Below are 17,277 nucleotides of genomic sequence, written 5' to 3' on the forward strand. Positions count from 1 at the left end.
GGTGAACGGCCAGCGCGTCGAACTCGGTGAGATCGACGCCTTGCTCGCTACCGACCCCGCGGTGGCCGCCTCGGTCACCATCGGTGTCGCGGACAGCGACGGCACCACTCGGGTCGTCGCCTACGTGGTGGCCGCAAAGGGCGATACTCACGCCAACGCGCACGGCAACCTGCTCGACGACCTCGCTGCAGCTCTGGCACGTCAGTTGCCCACCTACATGGTCCCCGCGGCCATCATGTTGATCGACACGATGCCCGTCACGCCGCTGGGCAAACTCGACCGAAGAGCGCTCCCGGCACCCGAGTTCGCCGTCGGGGAGCGGGTGGCGCCCGCCGATAGCACCGAGCAGGCGGTCGCCGACATTGTTGCCGACGTGCTCGGAGTCGACGAGGTCTCGGTCATCGACTCGTTCTTCGACATCGGCGGACATTCGTTGAGTGCCACCAGGGTCGCGGCCAGAGTCGGTGACCGGTTCGGCCTCCAGATGGGTGTGCGAGACATCTTCGATGCCCCGAGCGTTCGGGCGCTGGCGGCACGCGTGCGGCTCGGATCCGGGGACTCGGCAGGAGTGCGCAGGCGTGTCATATCGGCCTATCACCCGAGACCGCAACGTATTCCGTTGACGTTTGCCCAGCAGCGGATGTGGTTCATCAACCGCTACGATCCGAGCTCGCCCGCATACAACATTCCGGTTGCGCTGCGTCTGCGCGGAGATGTCGACCCGGTCGCACTCCGAGCGGCACTCATCGACGTCATCGGGCGGCACGAGGTGTTGCGCTCGACATTCCCCGCTGATGATTCGGGTCCGCAACAGGTGGTTCTTCCCGTCGACGACGCCGCGCGCATGCTGGATTGGGCGGTGGGGGCCGACCCGGCTGCTGCGCTCGCGACCACGGCCGCGGGCTTCGACGTCTCGCACGAGCTGCCGATCCGGGCGCGTCTGTGCGAGAGCGCCGCCGATGACTGGTTGTTCGTGCTCGTTGTCCATCACATCGCCGCGGACGGTGAGTCGATGGGGCCGCTCGTGCGCGATGTCGTGACCGCATACGCCGCGCGCCGGGCGGGCGACACGACACCGCTGACCGCACTCGAGGTCCAGTTCGCCGACGTCGCACTGTGGCAGCGTGAGGAACTCGGCTCTGTCGACGACGCGGACTCCGTGGTCGCACGTCAACTCGACTACTGGACAACGCAGTTGAGGGGCATCCCGGATGTCCTCGAACTGCCGACAGATAGGGAGCGGCCCCCCGTCGCATCGATGCGCGGTGCGCTGGTCCGCTTCGATATCCCGGCTGCGACGGCGGCGTCGATCACCGCTGTGGCGGCGCGCTACGACGTGACGCCGTTCATGGTCGTCCACGCGGCGCTTGCCGCGACTCTCGGCCGGTTGGCGGCCTCCGACGACATCGCCATCGGTGTTCCCGTCGCGGGTCGGGGCAGCAGGGTGCTCGACGACATGGTCGGCATGTTCGTCAACACGCTCGTCCTGCGTACGAGACTGGACTCAGCGCAGACGTTCGCCGAATTTCTCGCGCAGGTGCGTTCCGACGATCTGGCGGCGTTCGCGAACGCCGACGTCCCGTTCGAGTACCTCGTCGACAGGATCAAGCCCGTTCGCTCGCAGTCATTCTCGCCTCTGACGCAAGTTCTGTTGACCTTCGAGCAGAGCGCACTGCCCGAGTTGGCGGGTGGCGAGGTCGGCGGTGGCGAGGTCGCCGGTCTGGTCGTCGAGCCGGTTGCTCCAGCAGTGATTCCGGCGAAGGTGGATCTGACCGTCGGGATCGCGACGGCCCCGGGTGGCCACGACTGGCAGGCGTCGATCATCTATGCCACCGACCTTTTCGACGCAGAGACCGTCGAGACACTCGCGGACCGGCTAGTGGGTGTGCTCGGTGCGGCTACCGCCGATACCGCGACGGCACTCGGTGACCTCCCGGTACGTACGCGGGCTGAGATCGCCCACGCCGCACAGGCTCCCGCGCCCATCGTCGACAACCCGAATGCCGGTGCGACACTCGTCGATCTCTTCGCGCGAAGCGTCGAGAGACATTCTGATTCGGTGGCCGTGAGTGACGGCGTCTCGTCGTTGACCTACGGCGAACTCGACGAGATGTCCACGCGTATCGCGGGGGCGTTGCGGACAGCGGGTGTGGTGCCCGGCGCTGTCGTCGGGATAGCGCTGTCGCGCAACCCGACACTCGTGGTCGCCATGCTCGGCGTACTCAAGGCCGGAGGCGCCTACGTCCCGCTCGACGTCTCGAATCCGCCGGAGCGTCTGCGGCACATCGTCGACGACTCCGACCCCGCATGTATTCTGGTCGACGACGAGACGGCGACTACGTTCGCCGCCGACGGACGGGCACGCGACATCGCAGGGCTGCTGAATCAGTCCCACGCGCTGCCGACAACACGCCGGGATCCGGGTGCACCGGCGTACATGATCTTCACGTCTGGATCGACCGGCGTTCCCAAGGGCGTTGTCGTCTCACATCGCAATGTCGTCGCGTTGCTCGACAGTGCCTTCGAGCGTTTCGACGTCGACGAGAACGACGTGTGGTCGGTCTTCCACTCGTATGCGTTCGACTTCTCCGTCTGGGAACTCTGGGGACCGCTCACGACCGGCGGTCGTGCGGTGATCGTCGATCGCGACGTCGCGCGGGTCCCGTCGGAGTTCCTCGACCTGCTTGCGGCACAACAGGTGACGGTGTTGAGCCAGACGCCGTCGGCGTTCTACCAACTGATCGACGCACGGGAGCAAAAGCCGCGACTCGAACTCGACCTACGCTACCTGGTGTTCGGTGGCGAAGAGCTCCGATTCGATCAGGTCGACCGATGGTTCGCTTCCTTCCCGAATGACCAGGCGCGACTGGTGAACATGTACGGCATCACCGAGACCACCGTCCACGTGACGTTCCGGGAACTCGATCCGACGATCGTGCGGGAGGCCCGTGGCAGCATTGTCGGCGAGCCGCTGTCATCGTTGGCCATGCTGATCCTCGACGACAGGTTGCGCCCGGTACCCGACGGCACCGTGGGCGAGATCTACGTCCACGGGACGCAGTCGGCGTTGTATTACCACAGACGAGCAGGGCTCAGTGCCACACGATTCGTCGCGAATCCGTTCGGGGGCAGCGGTGCCCGCATGTATCGCACAGGTGACCTGGGCAGGCAAGTCGGTGCAGAGATCGTGTACCTCGGACGTGGTGACGCCCAGATCCAGTTGCGGGGCTTCCGAATCGAATTGGGTGAGGTCGAGGCAGCGTTGAGATCTGCGTCTGGTGTCACCTCCGCGGCGGCGCGGGTTGTCTCGGTCGACGGCGCGGGCGATCTCCTGGTCGGATACATCGTTGGCTCAGACGATCTCGACCCCGCCGCGGTGAGAGAAGTTGCACGCGCACGGGTTCCGGCCTACATGGTGCCTGATGTGGTGATGCAGATCGATGTGTTGCCGCTGACCGGAAACGGCAAGCTGGACAGGGCCGCGCTGCCCGTCCCCGCCCGCGCGGGCTCGACCTCATTCGTTGCGCCTGAGACAGCGAACGAACGGATCGTCGCCGGTGTCTTTGCTGACATCCTCGGCGTCGGCGAGGTCTCGGTGACCGAGTCGTTCTTCGACCTCGGCGGCAATTCTCTGAGCGCCACCCGTGTGGCGAGCAGGGTCGGCGAGGCCACCGAGACCGATGTCTCGGTGCGAGACCTGTTCGACGCACCGTCCGTGCGCGAGCTGGCGAACCGCCTGGACTCGACGTCGTCGGCGCAGGCCCCCATCGAGGTTGTCGACCCGCGACCACGGATCGTTCCGCTGTCCTTCGCACAGCAACGGATGTGGTTCATCAATCAACTCGACCCGGCGTCGCCCGCGTACAACATTCCGCTCACCTTCCGTGTCGATGGCGACCTCGACGTCGCAGCGATGCGTGCGGCGGTCGGCGACGTGGTGTCGCGTCACGAGGTCCTCCGGACCACCTACCGGGTGGTCGAAGGTGTCGCCTCGCAGTACGTTCATTCACCGCAGGACGCGAACGCGATGCTCGACTGGGCGGTGGTGTCGGGGTTCGACGACGTGGTCTCGGCTGCAGCAACGGGATTCGACGTGAGTCGAGAACTCCCGATCAGGATTCGGGTGCTCGACGATCCGTCCGTCGACGAGACGATACTGCTCTTCGCGCTGCATCACGTGGCCGCGGACGGCCAGTCGCTTCGCCCGTTGACGGCAGACGTGCTCACCGCCTACGCGGCACGCACCGCGGGAGATGAGCCCCGCTTCACTCCGCTTGAGGTCCAGTTCGCCGACTACGCGCTGTGGCAGCAGCGAGTGCTCGGATCCGTCGACGATCCGACGTCGATTGTCAGTGGGCAACTCGCGTACTGGGACAGGACTCTTGAGGGAATGCCCGATGTGCTGGCGCTGCCCACCGACCGGCCGCGTCCGAGTGTCGCGAGCATGCGGGGTCGGCGGAGCGAGTTCGAGATCCCTGCCGCTGTCGCACGTACTCTCGACGAGCTCGCTCGAGCCCACGGAGCGACGACTTTCATGGTGATCCACACCGCGCTCGCCGCGCTGCTCGCGCGACTGGCCAATACGTCTGACATCGCGATCGGCACGCCGATCGCGGGACGCGGCCAGAGGGTGCTCGACGATCTTGTCGGCATGTTCGTGAACACCCTCGTGCTGCGCACCGAGATTTCCGGGGCCGACACCTTCGCCGACCTGCTCGATGAGGTGCGACGCGTCGATCTCGAGGCATACGCGCACGCCGACGTACCCTTCGAGCTACTCGTGGAACAGCTCAATCCCACACGCTCACAGTCGTTTGCACCGCTCGTGCAGGTACTGCTGTCGCTCGATCAGAGTGCGGGACCGTCGGGGGATGTGATCGTGTCGACCGACGAATTGACGCTGAGTGCAATCGATCCCGGTGAGCCGCCCGCGCAGGTCGACCTCACCGTCGGCGTGAGTACCCGACCAGAGGGCGAACCATGGCAGGGATCGATCATCTACGCCACCGATTTGTTCGACGAGGCGACGGTCGAGACGCTCGCACAACGTATGGTCGCAGTCCTCACCGCGGCCGGGTCGTCAGCTGACCTCCGCGTGGGCGATATCGACCTGCGAACGCCCACGGAGACACGCCGTCTCGACGAGCTGTCGGTCGGTGCAGCGGTGAGTGTCGATCGCCGGCTCATTCCCGACGTCATCACCGAACAGACCCGGCGCAGTCCGAATGCGACGGCGTTGGTCTGGGAGGGAAGCGAGATCTCGTTCGCACAATTCGCCTCCCAGGTGAACTCATTGGGGCGTCGCCTCATCTCGATGGGAGTCGGCCCCGACGTCGCGGTCGCTGTGTGCATGCCTCGCTCCGCCGCGATGGTCGTGGCACTGCACGCCATCGTCGCCGCAGGTGGTCAGTACGTGCCGATCGACACCACCGCTCCGGCCGAGCGAGTGCGCTACATGCTCGATACAGCCGGTGCCGCAATTGTGCTCGTCGATGCAGCCGGAACGCCGGACGCGATCGTCGAACTGGCCACGCACACCCGTGTGGTGCCGGTGGCGCTGGCCTCGTCGGCGCCGGAGACCGCGCCCATCACCGACGCCGAGCGACTGGCGCCGCTGCATCCGGACAGCGCCATGTACACCCTGTTCACGTCCGGATCGACCGGACGGCCCAAAGGCGTCACGCTGTCGCACTCTGCCGTCGCGAACCGACTCTGGTGGGGCCTAGCCCAGCTTCCTATCGACTCGTCGGATGCGGTGATGCTCAAGACGCCGTACACGTTCGACTGCTCGGTGCCCGAGCTCTTCGCGCCGATGATGGTGGGCGCACAACAGGTGATCGCACGCGCCGACGGTCATCTCGACCCGGTCTATCTGTGTCGGCTCATCGAAGAGACCGCGACCACGATGGTGCATTTCGTTCCGTCGATGTTGTCGGTGTTCCTCGACATAGCCGGTGCCGATCGACTGGCCCGCCTCACCACGGTGCGGTTCGTGTCGACGACCGGTGAAGCGTTGCCGCCCAACGTCGCAACCGCGACACGTGAACTGTTGCCCGGCGCGGCGTTGTTCAATCTGTACGGACCAACCGAAGCCGCTGTCGAGATCACCTACGCCGAGATCGATTCGGTTCACGGACCGGTCGTGTCGATCGGTGTGCCGGTGTGGAATTCGACAGCTCGCGTCCTCGACGGGCGTTTGCGCCCGGTCCCGCCGGGGGTGGCCGGCGAACTGTACGTCGGCGGTGTTCAGCTCGCCAGGGGATACGCCGCGAGGCCTGACCTGACCGCGGAGAGGTTCGTCGCCGATCCCTACGGTTCGAGCGGTGAGCGGATGTACCGGACCGGAGATCTGGTGCGGTGGAATACCGCGGGCGAGTTGGAGTACCTGGGGCGCACCGACTTCCAAGTGAAGCTGCGCGGTCAGCGCATCGAACTCGGCGAGATCGAGGCGGTGCTCGCGGCGGCGCCGGGGGTGGTTCACGCGGCGGCAACGGTCGCCACCGCGCCGTCGGGCGGCGATCACCTCGTTGCTTACCTCGCGGGCGAGGATCTCTCGCTCGCCGCGGTCAAAGAGTATGTGGCGGGTGTTCTTCCGGAGTTCATGCGGCCGACGGTGTGGATGATGCTCGATGACATCGCGCTGAACTCCGCCGGAAAGCTCGACAGGCGCGCGCTCCCCGCCGCCGAGTTCCGTGATGAGCGCTACGTCGCTCCCGCGGACGGAACCGAGCGCATCGTTGCCGAAGCCTATGCGGCGGTGCTGGAGTCCGACCGAGTGTCGGCGACAGCAGGATTCTTCGATCTCGGTGGCAACTCGTTGACGGCCACGCAGGTGCTTGCCCATCTACGCGAACGCCTGGGCCCAGACATCGAGTTGGCGTGGGTCTTCGAAGATCCGACGGTCCGCGGTCTCGCCGCGCGCATCGACGGGGATCGCAAGTCCGACCAGGTGCTGCTTCCGCTCAAGATCGACGGAGCGCTATCACCGCTGTTCTGCGTTCATCCCGCAGGTGGGCTGGCCTGGTTCTACGGAGGATTGGCGCCATACCTGCCCGATCGGCCGATCTACGGACTACAGGATCCGAACGTCGCCAACGGCGAGCCCAGTCTCGACTCTGTGCAGGAGCTTGCGCGCCGGTACGTCGACGAAATTCGTGCGGTTCGTCCCCATGGCCCTTACAACCTGCTTGGCTGGTCACTCGGCGGATACATCGCACATGCGATGGCGGTTCTCCTGCAGGAGAGCGGCGAGCGCGTCGAATTCCTGTCGATCATGGATGCGATGCCGGTAGACGACGAACCGCCGCACCCACAGACGACCGGCGCCGATCATGGAGGTCGCGCGGACGACTATCTCGGACAGCACGATCTCGGAGACAACGTGCGAGACGTCCTCGGCGGCTGGCGGGATCTGTTCGACATCCCCGATGACGTACACGCTGAATCGTCGGACGATCTCGCGACCGTCATCGAGAACGCAATCACGAAGACCGGACTGCTGTCCGGTGATCAGGTTCGACGGGTGATGGACAGCTTCGAGCGATCCGACGACATGGTTCCACGCCATCGCGCCGGGGTGTTCGAGGGCGATCTGCTGGTTTTTACAGCTACTCGGGACAGACCGGTGGAGGCAGACCTCGCCGCGTCATGGCGACCGTACGCGACGGGCCGAATCGACAACGTCGACGTCGACGCCCATCACCTGGGCATGGCAGATGCGGAAGCTCTGGCTGTCGTGGGCCCGCGTCTCGCCGAAGGCCTGCGACGTGCGGGGGCTAACTGAGTTGCCGGAGACGTCTACCTGCTCGGTGGTAGTGAATCGGGCAGCTGAACGGGCCTGCGAGCCAATAATTAGGCTGTACTAAGGAACGGGCGGAACGACCGCCGACGACTGGAAGGATTCATTATGACGAACCCCTTTGACGACGAAAACGGGCGCTTCTTCGTCCTTGTCAACGACGAGAACCAGCACTCGCTCTGGCCGACCTTCGCCGACATCCCGGCCGGATGGACGAAGGTGTTCGGCGAGGACAGCCGGGCGGCCTGCCTGGAGTACGTTGAGCAGAACTGGACGGACCTTCGTCCCAAGAGCTTGATCGAGGCAATGGAGGCCGACAACGCTGCCGCCGACGGAAGCTCAGCAGGGTCCGACTCGGAGGCCTGACACGTTGGGCATCAGGCACTGATTGGTCACGTCCATGCCTCACCTCCATTCCGATTCACAAAAGCCTCTCGGTTAGATATATCTCAGCGAATAGCTTGAACGAACGATAGACAACTGAGCGCATGTATTCTACGTCACAAGGATGGGGTGACGGGTTTCAAAATCTGTATCGGCGAGGGATGCTGGATTGACCGTCGAGTAACGATCGACAGGGCGGTGGTGTCAATGACGCAGAAATGTCTTCCGCGGGGGAGTAGCGATGGATGACTTACTCGGAGATATCCGTGCGAGAGCGGTAGCGACGCCGTGGATGCCTGCTGTCCGTGTCGGGGGCGACATGGTGACGTATGGCGCGCTCGACATGGCGATTGAGTCCTACGGTGCCGTGCTCGACAAGTATGAGATGTCGCGCGAGTCTGCCTTCTACGCTGCGATCATGCATACCGTGCCCGCCCTGAGCGCGGTGGACAACCCGAACCAACAGGGGCTGGTTGTGAACCAGGTGGTCGAGTGGGTGGGTCGCCATCTTCCGCCGCCGACAGGGGGTCTGCGCGTCGCAGGCTGAGTGTGTTTATCGGGCGGTTGCCGCGCGACCGGCCGGCTCTGCCCATACCACGGTTGTGTCAGGCTCCGATTATGAGGAGCACGATGGCGAGAACAGGCACACCGATGAGTGCGGCGATCGTGCCGAGCACGATGCCGGTGATGGCCCGTGCGCTGCCGTGGTAGCCGGGCTTCCGGTTGATCTGGCGAACGCCTGCGGCCCCGAGCGCGACCGACAACACCCCCAGAACACCGCCGATCCCGAGCACCGGGACGAGGGGTAGTGCGGCCAGCGCGGTCACCAGCGACGCGGTCGACAGGGGTGCAGGCCTGGTCCGCTGCGGTAGTGGACGTGCCGGCGTGAGGGGCACGGGAGCGAGTGCGACGTGGTCGGGGTGCGCGAGGTCCCAGTAGTCGCCCACCTCAGGAAGCGGCGAGTCCCCGGGCGTGTCGCGCACTCGCGCCATGGGCACGGGAGAACGGTGTGGGCGTCCGGGTGTGCTTGCCGCGATCGCGTCGTCGTATGCCGTGGCGTCGGCGGTGGAAGGCAACGTCATCGACTCGAGATCGTTCGACGACGGCCACCGCTCGTAGCGCTGTGTGAGTGTCGGTTCGATCGGCGCGGTCTGGTGTTCGGTACGCATCGGCCCTCCTCGGGATGAGTGTACCGACGTAAGAACGGTGATCCCTGCTGCTCGAATTCGCTCGGCGATGCCGGTCGGTGACTCTCACCGACCCGCAGACGCCAACTGCGCCGCCCCGGTGGCTCGTGGGACGGCGCAGTTTCATGCGTGTGGCCGGGTGTAACCCGGCCGGCGGGGATCAGCCCCCGTGCTGGCCCATCATCGAGCTGAGCTGGGTCACCGCATCGCCGGACAGTTTCCAGTCGCCGTCGACCTTCACGTACGAGAGCGTGATGTTGGCCGGATTCGGGGAGTGCGGGCTCTTCACCTCGACGCTGGCGTCGGCCTTGTCGTCGCCGGTCTTCTTGACCTCTGTGACGGTGTAGACGTCGGGTCCGTATCCCGCAGCCGACGCGCCCTTGGCGTACGCCTGGATCGCGGTCTTGGTGACCGGGTTGGTGGTGTCCACGACCTTCTCGAGATCCTCCGAGGAGGTGTTCGAGTCGACTGCCTTGCGAAGGATGTCCTGGGCGTCGGAGTTGGTCAGTCCCGCGATCGCTGCGGCTGCCTGGCTGGTCGCCTCCGTGACCTTGCTCGTGGCACTGGCCACGGTGTCGCCGGCGCTGTCCGAATCCGAACAGCCCGCGACGGCGACGAGTGCAGCGCCCGCGATCATGGCTGATGCGAGAGACTTCCGAAGCTTCATTGCTACTCCTGACGACGTGAGTGGTTGACGACGTACTTGTTGCCGTGGTGGTAAGGACACACTAACCCACGGTCTCCGGTCTGCATCCAGAGGATTCGTGCGGTACCGTCGGGAAGGGAATTAAGCGGACCTTGGTCCGGTTATGGCCAGTGAAAGGTTTCGTGTCCGTCATCCCAGGAGGCATGACAATGCAGTTCGGACTGTTTTCCGTCAGCGACATCACGGCCGACCCGACGACGGGAGTCGAGCCGAGCGAGCACGAGCGCATCAAGGCATCGGTGGCGATCGCCAAGAAGGCCGAGGACATCGGCCTCGACGTCTTCGCGCTCGGTGAGCATCACAATCCGCCGTTCTTCTCGTCGTCGCCGACGACAACGCTCGCCTACATCGCAGCTCAGACCAGCACGTTGCAGCTGTCGACCGCGACGACCCTGATCACCACCAACGATCCGGTGAAGATCGCCGAGGACTTCGCGATGCTGCAGCACCTCGCCGACGGTCGCGTCGACCTGATGCTCGGTCGCGGCAACACCGGCCCGGTGTACCCGTGGTTCGGCAAGGACATCCGTCAGGGCATCCCGCTGGCCATCGAGAACTACCACCTCCTGCATCGCCTGTGGACCGAGGACGTCGTCGACTGGGAGGGCAAGTTCCGTACCCCGCTGCAGTCGTTCACCTCGACGCCGCGTCCGCTTGACGACGTCGCGCCGTTCGTGTGGCACGGCTCGATTCGCAGCCCGGAGATCGCCGAGCAAGCCGCGTACTACGGTGACGGCTTCTTTGCCAACCACATCTTCTGGCCGGCAGAGCACTCGAAGCGACTGATCGATTTCTACCGGCAGCGCTATGAGCACTACGGTCACGGAAAGGCAAGCCAGGCGATCGTCGGACTCGGTGGTCAGTTCTTCATACGGAAGAACTCGCAGGACGCCGTCAACGAGTTCCGCCCCTACTTCGACAACGCGCCCGTGTACGGGCACGGACCGTCGTTGGAGGACTTCAGCCGCGAGACGCCGCTCACTGTGGGCAGCCCGCAGGAGTTCGTCGACCGCACGCTCTCCTTCCGCGAGACGTTCGGTGACTACCAGCGCCAGCTGTTCCTCGTCGACCACGCCGGGCTGCCGCTGAAGACCGTCCTCGAACAGCTCGACGAACTCGGTGAGGTGCTTCCCGAGCTTCGCAAGGGATTCGCGGAGGGTCGTCCGGCAGATGTTCCCGACGCCCCGACGCACGAGTCGCTCGTTGCGCGCAAGCTCGCCGACACCGAGCAGGAAGCTCAGGTGAACGCATGACAGCGGTGAAACTGGTCGCCGTCAACGCCGGGCTCAGTGAGCCGTCGTCGACAAGGATGCTCGTCGACCGGCTCGTCGACGACACCGCATCGATCGTGCGGGCGCACGACCGTGACGTCGATGTCCTGGTCATCGATCTGCGCGATCTCGCTGTGGACATAGGTCGTTCGCTGGCAACGGGTTTCGCGACGGGATCGGCGGCAGATGCCATCAGGTCGGTAGAAGATGCCGACGCGCTGATTGTCGCGACGCCGGTGTTCAACGCCTCGTATTCGGGTCTGTTCAAGTCGTTCTTCGATCTTGTCGATGTCGATGCGATGGAGGGTAAGCCGGTACTCATCGCAGCGACCGGCGGCAGCCCCCGGCACTCGATGGTTCTCGACCACGCGCTGCGCCCGCTGTTCGGCTACCTACGCACCGTCGTGGTACCGACAGGCGTGTACGCGGCGTCGGAGGACTGGGCGTCGACATCGGGCGATACAACATCACTGTCCGACCGAATCCGCCGCGCTGCAACACAATTGGCGGCATTGTTGCCGGATGGGTCCGGTCTGGCGGCGGTCACGTCGCAGGCGCAGGACTCCGATCATGGTGACCGGCGCGCGCATGCGGGTGAAGAGGCGGGAATCGCCAACTTCGCACGCCTGCTGGCGGGCGACTGACCGATCGGCGCGTCGGACGTTGCCGATATCCGACGAGACGAGTACCTATGCGCGCCCGGGAGTGTTCTCCCGGGCGCGCAGTCGTGTGCCGGGGAGGGTGGGGGCGGGCAGGTGCTGTATCTCGCCCGTGTAGCCCTGCACCTGGCCGAAACGCTCGCTGTGCGCCATCCACTCCTCGCGCGCGGCGACGATCTCCTCGTGGCTTCGGCCGACGAAGTTCCACCACATGATGATGTCGTCGTCGAACGGGGCGCCCCCGAGCACGATGACGCGGGTGTCGTCGTCTCCGCGGTTGGCCAGGGTGATCGAGTCGGCGCCGATCCCGACGTAGCCGAGTTCGGTACGTTCGAGCGTGGCAGCCGTCGAATCGACGATCTCCACCCGACCCGAGTCGACGAGGAACCCGTGCTCGAATCCCGGGTCGACGTCGAGTGTGATGTCGGCGCCCGATGGGATGCGCAGTTCGGCACCGACGAGTGGTGTGAACGTGTCGACCGGCGACGTGCTGCCGAGCAACGATCCCAGAAAGACGAGAGCGCTCACATCGCCGACGGTGATCGGCTGCGGCACGAAGTGGGCGAAGTCGCGCGCGGTGTTCGCGGCGCCGGCGGGTAGTGCGACCCACAACTGCACGCCGTGCAACACCGTGGTGTCCTGCGTCGACACCTCGGTGTGGGCGATGCCGTGCCCCGAGGTCATCAGATTCAACTCACCGGGACGGACCATCGCGCGATTGCCCATCGTGTCGCGGTGCTCGATCTCGCCGGTGAACAGCCAACTGACAGTTTGCAATCCGATGTGCGGATGCGGCGGGACATCCATACCGCCGGTGGCCGATACGTCGTCGGGTCCGTAGTGGTCGGCGAAGCACCAGGCGCCGATCAGTGAGCGCTCGCGCTGCGGCAGCGTGCGGTGCACGGTCATCGCGCGAGGCCCGCCGAGCGGGACGTCACGGGCGGTGAGCACCTCGACACGTAGCGAGCCGTCGTGGTCGGGGTCGGCGTTCTCGACCTCGGTCTGGCAGTCGATCTCTGCCGGGTGTGCTTCCAGATTGCTCATGGCGTCGCGCCTTTCGGCTGTGGGGGCTGATGACGCCAGTCTAGAAACCCTTGAGCCGCGCAGGTCCGGTCATGGTGTTCACAGGCGGGTCGCCATCGTGTCAGAGCTCGGTGGCGTCGCCGAATGTCATGGCGAGGTGTGCCACAGACATCGTCATGGCCGCATGTCGGGCCGGCTTCAGGCCGCGCAGTTCCTCGGCTATCGGATGGCCGCCGAGTGTCAGGGTGGCGCCGCCGACCCGCGCACGCACACCGCTCAGTGATCCCAATCGCCATGGAACCGAACGCAGTTGTCCGTCGAGGCACGAGTAGGCGGTGAGCTCGGCCTCGCCGGATGTCGCGGGGACCGGGAGACCCGGTGCCGTCTCGAGCGCGGCGATGAGGTTGCCGTGCTCGGAGACACACCCGCGCTTGCGGGCGCGGTCGTGGTCGACGTCGAAGTCGGCGAGGAACTTCGGAAAGCCCCAGATCCCGCGCCCCGCCTGGCGGGTGAACTCGCCGTCGACGGGGAGCCTGTGGACGAGGGCGTGCGCGTCGCCGCGCAGCACCGAACCGATGGCGCGCAGGGGCGACGCGGGTGTCGACGGATTCTCGACAAGCAGGCAGACCCCGAACTCGTTGTAGGGGCCGAGGTCTCCGTCGACGTAGTCGACGAAAACCAGCATCACCATCCCGCGTCCGGGCCGTATCCGCAGTGGACGCAGAGGCGCGGCGCCCGAGCTCGTGATCGCGCTCGCCATCGCGTCGGCATCCGCAGTGAACCCTGCGACGATGCAGCGCGCATCCCTGATCTCGACGGGCATGGTGAGAGTGGTGCCTGCGATGGTGTGGGTGGACGGGGATGGCATGGGGCGCCTTTCGACATCAGCGGACGGCCATAGCGGATGAATGAGAACGTGTTCTAGTTTTGCACATTCTCAGATGTCGGGTGAGGAAACCGTTCCGTCGGCCGAGTGCTCAGAGCTGCGGTAACACGGTTTGCTTGCATATGCAATCAAGGCCCCTATATGGGGACTACCGACATGTCAGACCGGATCCTTATCATTTGCTCAGTGTTGGGGATCGCTGTCGTGAAGACATGATGTGTAAGGACGTACTGGTGACCGTAGTTTCTGAGGCCGGGGTTCCCCTCGGCGGGCCCCTACCTGTGGCTGTGCACGGTGTTGTCGCCGGTCGCGGTGCTGCGGAGAGCACACACGCCCCCAATGAGATCGCCCGGATGGACGATTATCGCCGCGGTCACGACGCAGTGGTGAGCCGCAGACCGATGCTGTCGCGTCGTGAGGTCGAGGTGCTCCTGACCTGGCTACGTGCAGAGTCGAAGGAGGACGCCGCGGCTGAGCTGTTCATTTCCGCCTCGACGGTGAGCACCCATCTCGCCCGCATTCGTGCGAAGTACACCGCAGCGGGCCGCCCCGCACCGACGAAGACCCACCTACTCGCTCGTGCGCTCCAGGACGGTTACACCAGCCTCGACCGTTGGTGACCTTCCGGCGCGCCTCGTCGTCATCGGCGCCGAGCACCTCCCGGCAGTCTCACGCTCCGATGTCGCGGGCGATCGACGGCCAGGTCTGGTGCAGGTCGTCCTGCCAGTAGCCCCATGAATGGGTGCCGCCGGGACGGAGAGTGACCTTGGCCGGGATACCGAGTTCGGCGAGACGCGCGGCCATCTGGCGCGTGCACTGATCGATGCCGAACTCGATTGCTCCGCCGAGTAACACCTGGTTGCCCAGGGCGAATCCGTCTCCGTCGATTCCCGGGTCCGAGAGTCGCTCATGTGAGCCGGGCAGGCCGGTGCCCGCAGTCATGTACACCTTGGTGCCGCGCAGTTTCGCCGCGTTGAGGTAGGGGTCGTTGGCGCGCCATCCCGGGCCGTCGAGAGGACCCCACATGTTGACCATGTTGCCGCCGCCCCGGTCTTCGACGACGAAACGGATGTACTGCTGCCCGACGGGGTCGCTTGTCCGTGCGCAGCCGCTGAACGCTGCGATCGAGCGGTACATGCCCGGGGCTGCGAGCGCGAGGTTGAAGACGGTCGTTCCCGCCATCGAGATGCCCGCGACCGCGACCTTGCCGGTGGTCGGGAAGCGCTTGTCGATCAGCGGTGGCAACTCCTTGGTGAGGAACGTCTGCCACTTGTTGCGGCCGAGGACGGGGTCGTCGCGCTGCCAATCGGTGTAATAGGAGAAGGCTCCGCCGATCGGGGTCACGACGTAGGCGTTCTTGTCGGCGAAGAACTTCTTGTAGTCGGTACGAGCGTCCCACGTGGCCGAATCCTCACCGCCGCCCGCGCCGTTGAGCAGGTACAGCGTCGGGGCGGGGCGCGAGCGGTTCTTCGGGGTCAGCACCGTGATCGGGATGGTCCGGTCCATCGCCGCCGAATGCACCATCAGCGTCACCTGCTGGGGCGAGTCGTCGGTGGAGCTGACGATGCTCGACGCCGGAGCGGCCTGTGCCGGGCTCGTCACGCCGAGCAGTGCTGCCAGGGTGAGCCCGAGGGTCAGCCAGATCAGGTGTTGTCGACGCATGCTTCTCCTGCGGTCTCACGATGTCTACGTGGGCCGTGGTCTCCCGCCGTCGGAACCAGCCGCCCGACCAGCCGAACGCGAGGTGGTCTGGACCGACCGGAGCAGCTGATGGCGCACGACCAACGCCCCAGGGGCGCACTCTACAGTGCGACCTGGGTGAGGATATCGGTTGTCGGTGCAGCCGATCCGCCCTGCGGCTCGATGGTCACCGCGAGCACCGTCGAGGTGTCGAGTGCGTCGATTACGTGGGGTGCCGAGGAGCCGGTGCCCGCGACGAGTCCCGCCGAGACCGGCTTGTCGGATTTGCCGATCAGCCACAACTGGAATGTCTTGTCGGCCGCAATCGGATTGCGCTGGTCACGGACCACCGCGACAGCGCGATTCGCCGACTTCGAACTCACGACGGTGATGGTGCCCCGGTTGTCGGCCAGTGACGAGACCGTCGACCGTGCGTCGGGCGCCGCGAGAATGTCGGACACCTGTTGGGCGGTCGTCGTCGACGGCGTCGTGTCGGGCGCGGTGGACCGGCCGATCAGCACGCCGGCACCGAGCGCGACGGCCACCGCGACCGCCGCCGCTCCGACCGCGACCGCGATCCGTCCACGTCTTCTGCGTGCACGGTCGAGCGGTACCACGGTCGACGCCCCGCCACCGCTGCCGACCGTGGAGGCCTCTTCGGGAGCAGCGTGTCCGGGGGTTGTGCGTTCGGTACCGGTGTCAGCGGCGGAGCGTTCGGGGTCGTGCCTGTCTGGGTCGTGCCTGTCTGGGTCGTACCGGTCTGGGGGCGGATCGCCGTTGCCCGAATGGTGCTGCGCCCCGTCGCCATCGTCGGTGCTGAACACGCGATCGAGGACCGTCGCGCGTAGTTCTGCAGGTGCGCTGAGCGCGAATCCGCTGGCGAGGTCCGTGATGGTCGACTCGATGTCGGCGATACGGCCGAGGTAGATGCGTCGTTCGACGGGGGTGAGATCGTCGAGTTCGCGGCGCACGCGGTCGGTTTCGGCGGGCGTCAGCGCGTCGATCGCATAGAGCTCGATGTGGTCGTCGAGCCACTCGGTGTCAGCCATCGGACTCTCCGTGCATGCATTTCTTGAGGTTTCGAAGACCGTCGCGGATGCGGGATTTGATCGTCGGCAGCGGTGTCGCGGTGACAGCGGCCACCTCGGGATAGGTCATGCCACTGAAGTACGACATCTCGATACTCGCGCGCTGGAGTTCGGTCAGCCGGTCGAGGCAGGTGCGCAGGGCACGGGTCTCCTCGCGGTCGACGACCACCTCGAGCGGGATCGGGTGCGGGGTGCTCGCGTTTCCTGCGCCGTACTCCGCGGCCTTGCGCTGTTGCAGCTCTTCGGTGCGGACGCGGTCGACGGCGCGGCGGTGGGCGATCGTCATCATCCACGTGATCACCGAACCGCGCTCCGGGTGATACTGGTCAGCCTTCTGCCAGTACTGCAGGTAGGACTCCTGCACGACCTCCTCGGCGTAGTGCACGTCGCGGATCACCCGCAGGGCGAGTCCGTAGATACGTGCGCTGGTCAGGTCGTAGAGCCGACCGAACGCGGCACGGTCGCCGCCTGCCGATGCCATCAACAGCGCGCTGAGTGTGCTCGCTTCGGACGTCTGTCCCGCTGCGCGTCCGCCGTCGTCTCCCGTTGGTCTGTCGCCGGATGTCACTCCACTACGGTAGCCAGGCGCTGTGCC

The 17,277-nt window shown here is 65.7% G+C and carries 13 protein-coding genes (1 of these 13 running past the window's edge); 6 read left to right on the top strand and 7 right to left on the bottom strand.

Annotated elements, in window-relative coordinates; all coding sequences use genetic code 11:
• From GOACH_RS03010 to GOACH_RS03020, 3 genes are all read left to right on the top strand, one after another.
• A protein-coding gene (locus tag GOACH_RS03010; protein WP_217999508.1) for a non-ribosomal peptide synthetase crosses the window boundary here: on the top strand, positions 1–7,783 show its end. The gene continues 24,968 nt to the left of window position 1, outside the view; only the last 7,783 of its 32,751 coding nucleotides appear in the window; its start codon lies off the left edge, out of view; its stop codon occupies positions 7,781–7,783.
• Positions 7,784–7,906: 123 nt separating this feature from the next.
• A complete protein-coding gene (locus tag GOACH_RS03015; RefSeq protein ID WP_005170337.1) occupies positions 7,907–8,164 on the top strand; it encodes an MbtH family protein in 258 nt (85 codons plus the stop codon).
• Between the two features lie 259 nt (positions 8,165–8,423).
• Entirely contained in the window at positions 8,424–8,729 is a 306-nt protein-coding gene (locus GOACH_RS03020; RefSeq protein ID WP_005170339.1) for a hypothetical protein, read from the top strand.
• A gap of 58 nt (positions 8,730–8,787) precedes the next feature.
• Here GOACH_RS03020 and GOACH_RS03025 read toward each other — a convergent pair whose 3' ends face one another.
• A complete protein-coding gene (locus GOACH_RS03025; RefSeq protein ID WP_005170341.1) occupies positions 8,788–9,351 on the bottom strand; it encodes a DUF4190 domain-containing protein in 564 nt (187 codons plus the stop codon).
• Between the two features lie 178 nt (positions 9,352–9,529).
• Positions 9,530–10,036 (bottom strand): MTB12 C-terminal domain-containing protein, encoded by a 507-nt coding sequence (locus GOACH_RS03030; RefSeq protein ID WP_005170342.1) that lies wholly within the window; start codon positions 10,034–10,036, stop codon positions 9,530–9,532.
• 188 nt (positions 10,037–10,224) lie between these two features.
• Between GOACH_RS03030 and GOACH_RS03035 the strand changes: the two genes are divergently transcribed.
• Both GOACH_RS03035 and GOACH_RS03040 read left to right on the top strand, forming a co-directional pair.
• On the top strand, positions 10,225–11,328 hold the full coding sequence (locus GOACH_RS03035; RefSeq protein ID WP_005170343.1) for an LLM class flavin-dependent oxidoreductase: 1,104 nt from the start codon (positions 10,225–10,227) through the stop codon (positions 11,326–11,328).
• On the top strand, positions 11,325–11,990 hold the full coding sequence (locus GOACH_RS03040) for a CE1759 family FMN reductase (RefSeq protein WP_005170344.1): 666 nt from the start codon (positions 11,325–11,327) through the stop codon (positions 11,988–11,990). The genes GOACH_RS03035 and GOACH_RS03040 overlap by 4 nt, the downstream gene beginning before the upstream one ends.
• Before the next feature lie 45 nt (positions 11,991–12,035).
• On the opposite strand, the gene GOACH_RS03045 is transcribed toward GOACH_RS03040, so the two are convergent.
• Positions 12,036–13,049: a pirin family protein gene (locus GOACH_RS03045; protein WP_005170345.1), complete on the bottom strand. Its 1,014-nt coding sequence runs from the start codon at positions 13,047–13,049 to the stop codon at positions 12,036–12,038.
• A gap of 100 nt (positions 13,050–13,149) precedes the next feature.
• Positions 13,150–13,896 carry an acetoacetate decarboxylase family protein gene (locus GOACH_RS03050; RefSeq protein ID WP_005170346.1) on the bottom strand — a complete coding sequence of 249 codons (747 nt, stop codon included), beginning with the start codon at positions 13,894–13,896 and terminating at the stop codon, positions 13,150–13,152.
• Between the two features lie 251 nt (positions 13,897–14,147).
• On the opposite strand from GOACH_RS03050, the gene GOACH_RS03055 reads away from it, so the two are divergent.
• The gene (locus tag GOACH_RS03055; RefSeq protein ID WP_245551793.1) at positions 14,148–14,534 is read left to right on the top strand and encodes a LuxR C-terminal-related transcriptional regulator; all 387 of its coding nucleotides are present in this window, start codon (positions 14,148–14,150) and stop codon (positions 14,532–14,534) included.
• A 49-nt stretch (positions 14,535–14,583) separates the two neighbouring features.
• Here the strand turns inward: GOACH_RS03055 and GOACH_RS03060 are convergent, their stop codons facing one another.
• From GOACH_RS03060 to GOACH_RS03070, 3 genes are all read right to left on the bottom strand, one after another.
• Positions 14,584–15,576: an alpha/beta hydrolase gene (locus GOACH_RS03060; protein WP_005170352.1), complete on the bottom strand. Its 993-nt coding sequence runs from the start codon at positions 15,574–15,576 to the stop codon at positions 14,584–14,586.
• A gap of 140 nt (positions 15,577–15,716) precedes the next feature.
• Entirely contained in the window at positions 15,717–16,643 is a 927-nt protein-coding gene (locus tag GOACH_RS03065) for an anti-sigma factor (protein ID WP_005170355.1), read from the bottom strand.
• A complete protein-coding gene (locus GOACH_RS03070; RefSeq protein WP_005170356.1) occupies positions 16,636–17,250 on the bottom strand; it encodes a sigma-70 family RNA polymerase sigma factor in 615 nt (204 codons plus the stop codon). Before GOACH_RS03070 ends, GOACH_RS03065 begins: the two co-directional genes overlap by 8 nt.
• Positions 17,251–17,277: the final 27 nt, after the last annotated feature.

The organism is Gordonia aichiensis NBRC 108223 (assembly GCF_000332975.1).
Classification (GTDB): domain Bacteria; phylum Actinomycetota; class Actinomycetes; order Mycobacteriales; family Mycobacteriaceae; genus Gordonia; species Gordonia aichiensis.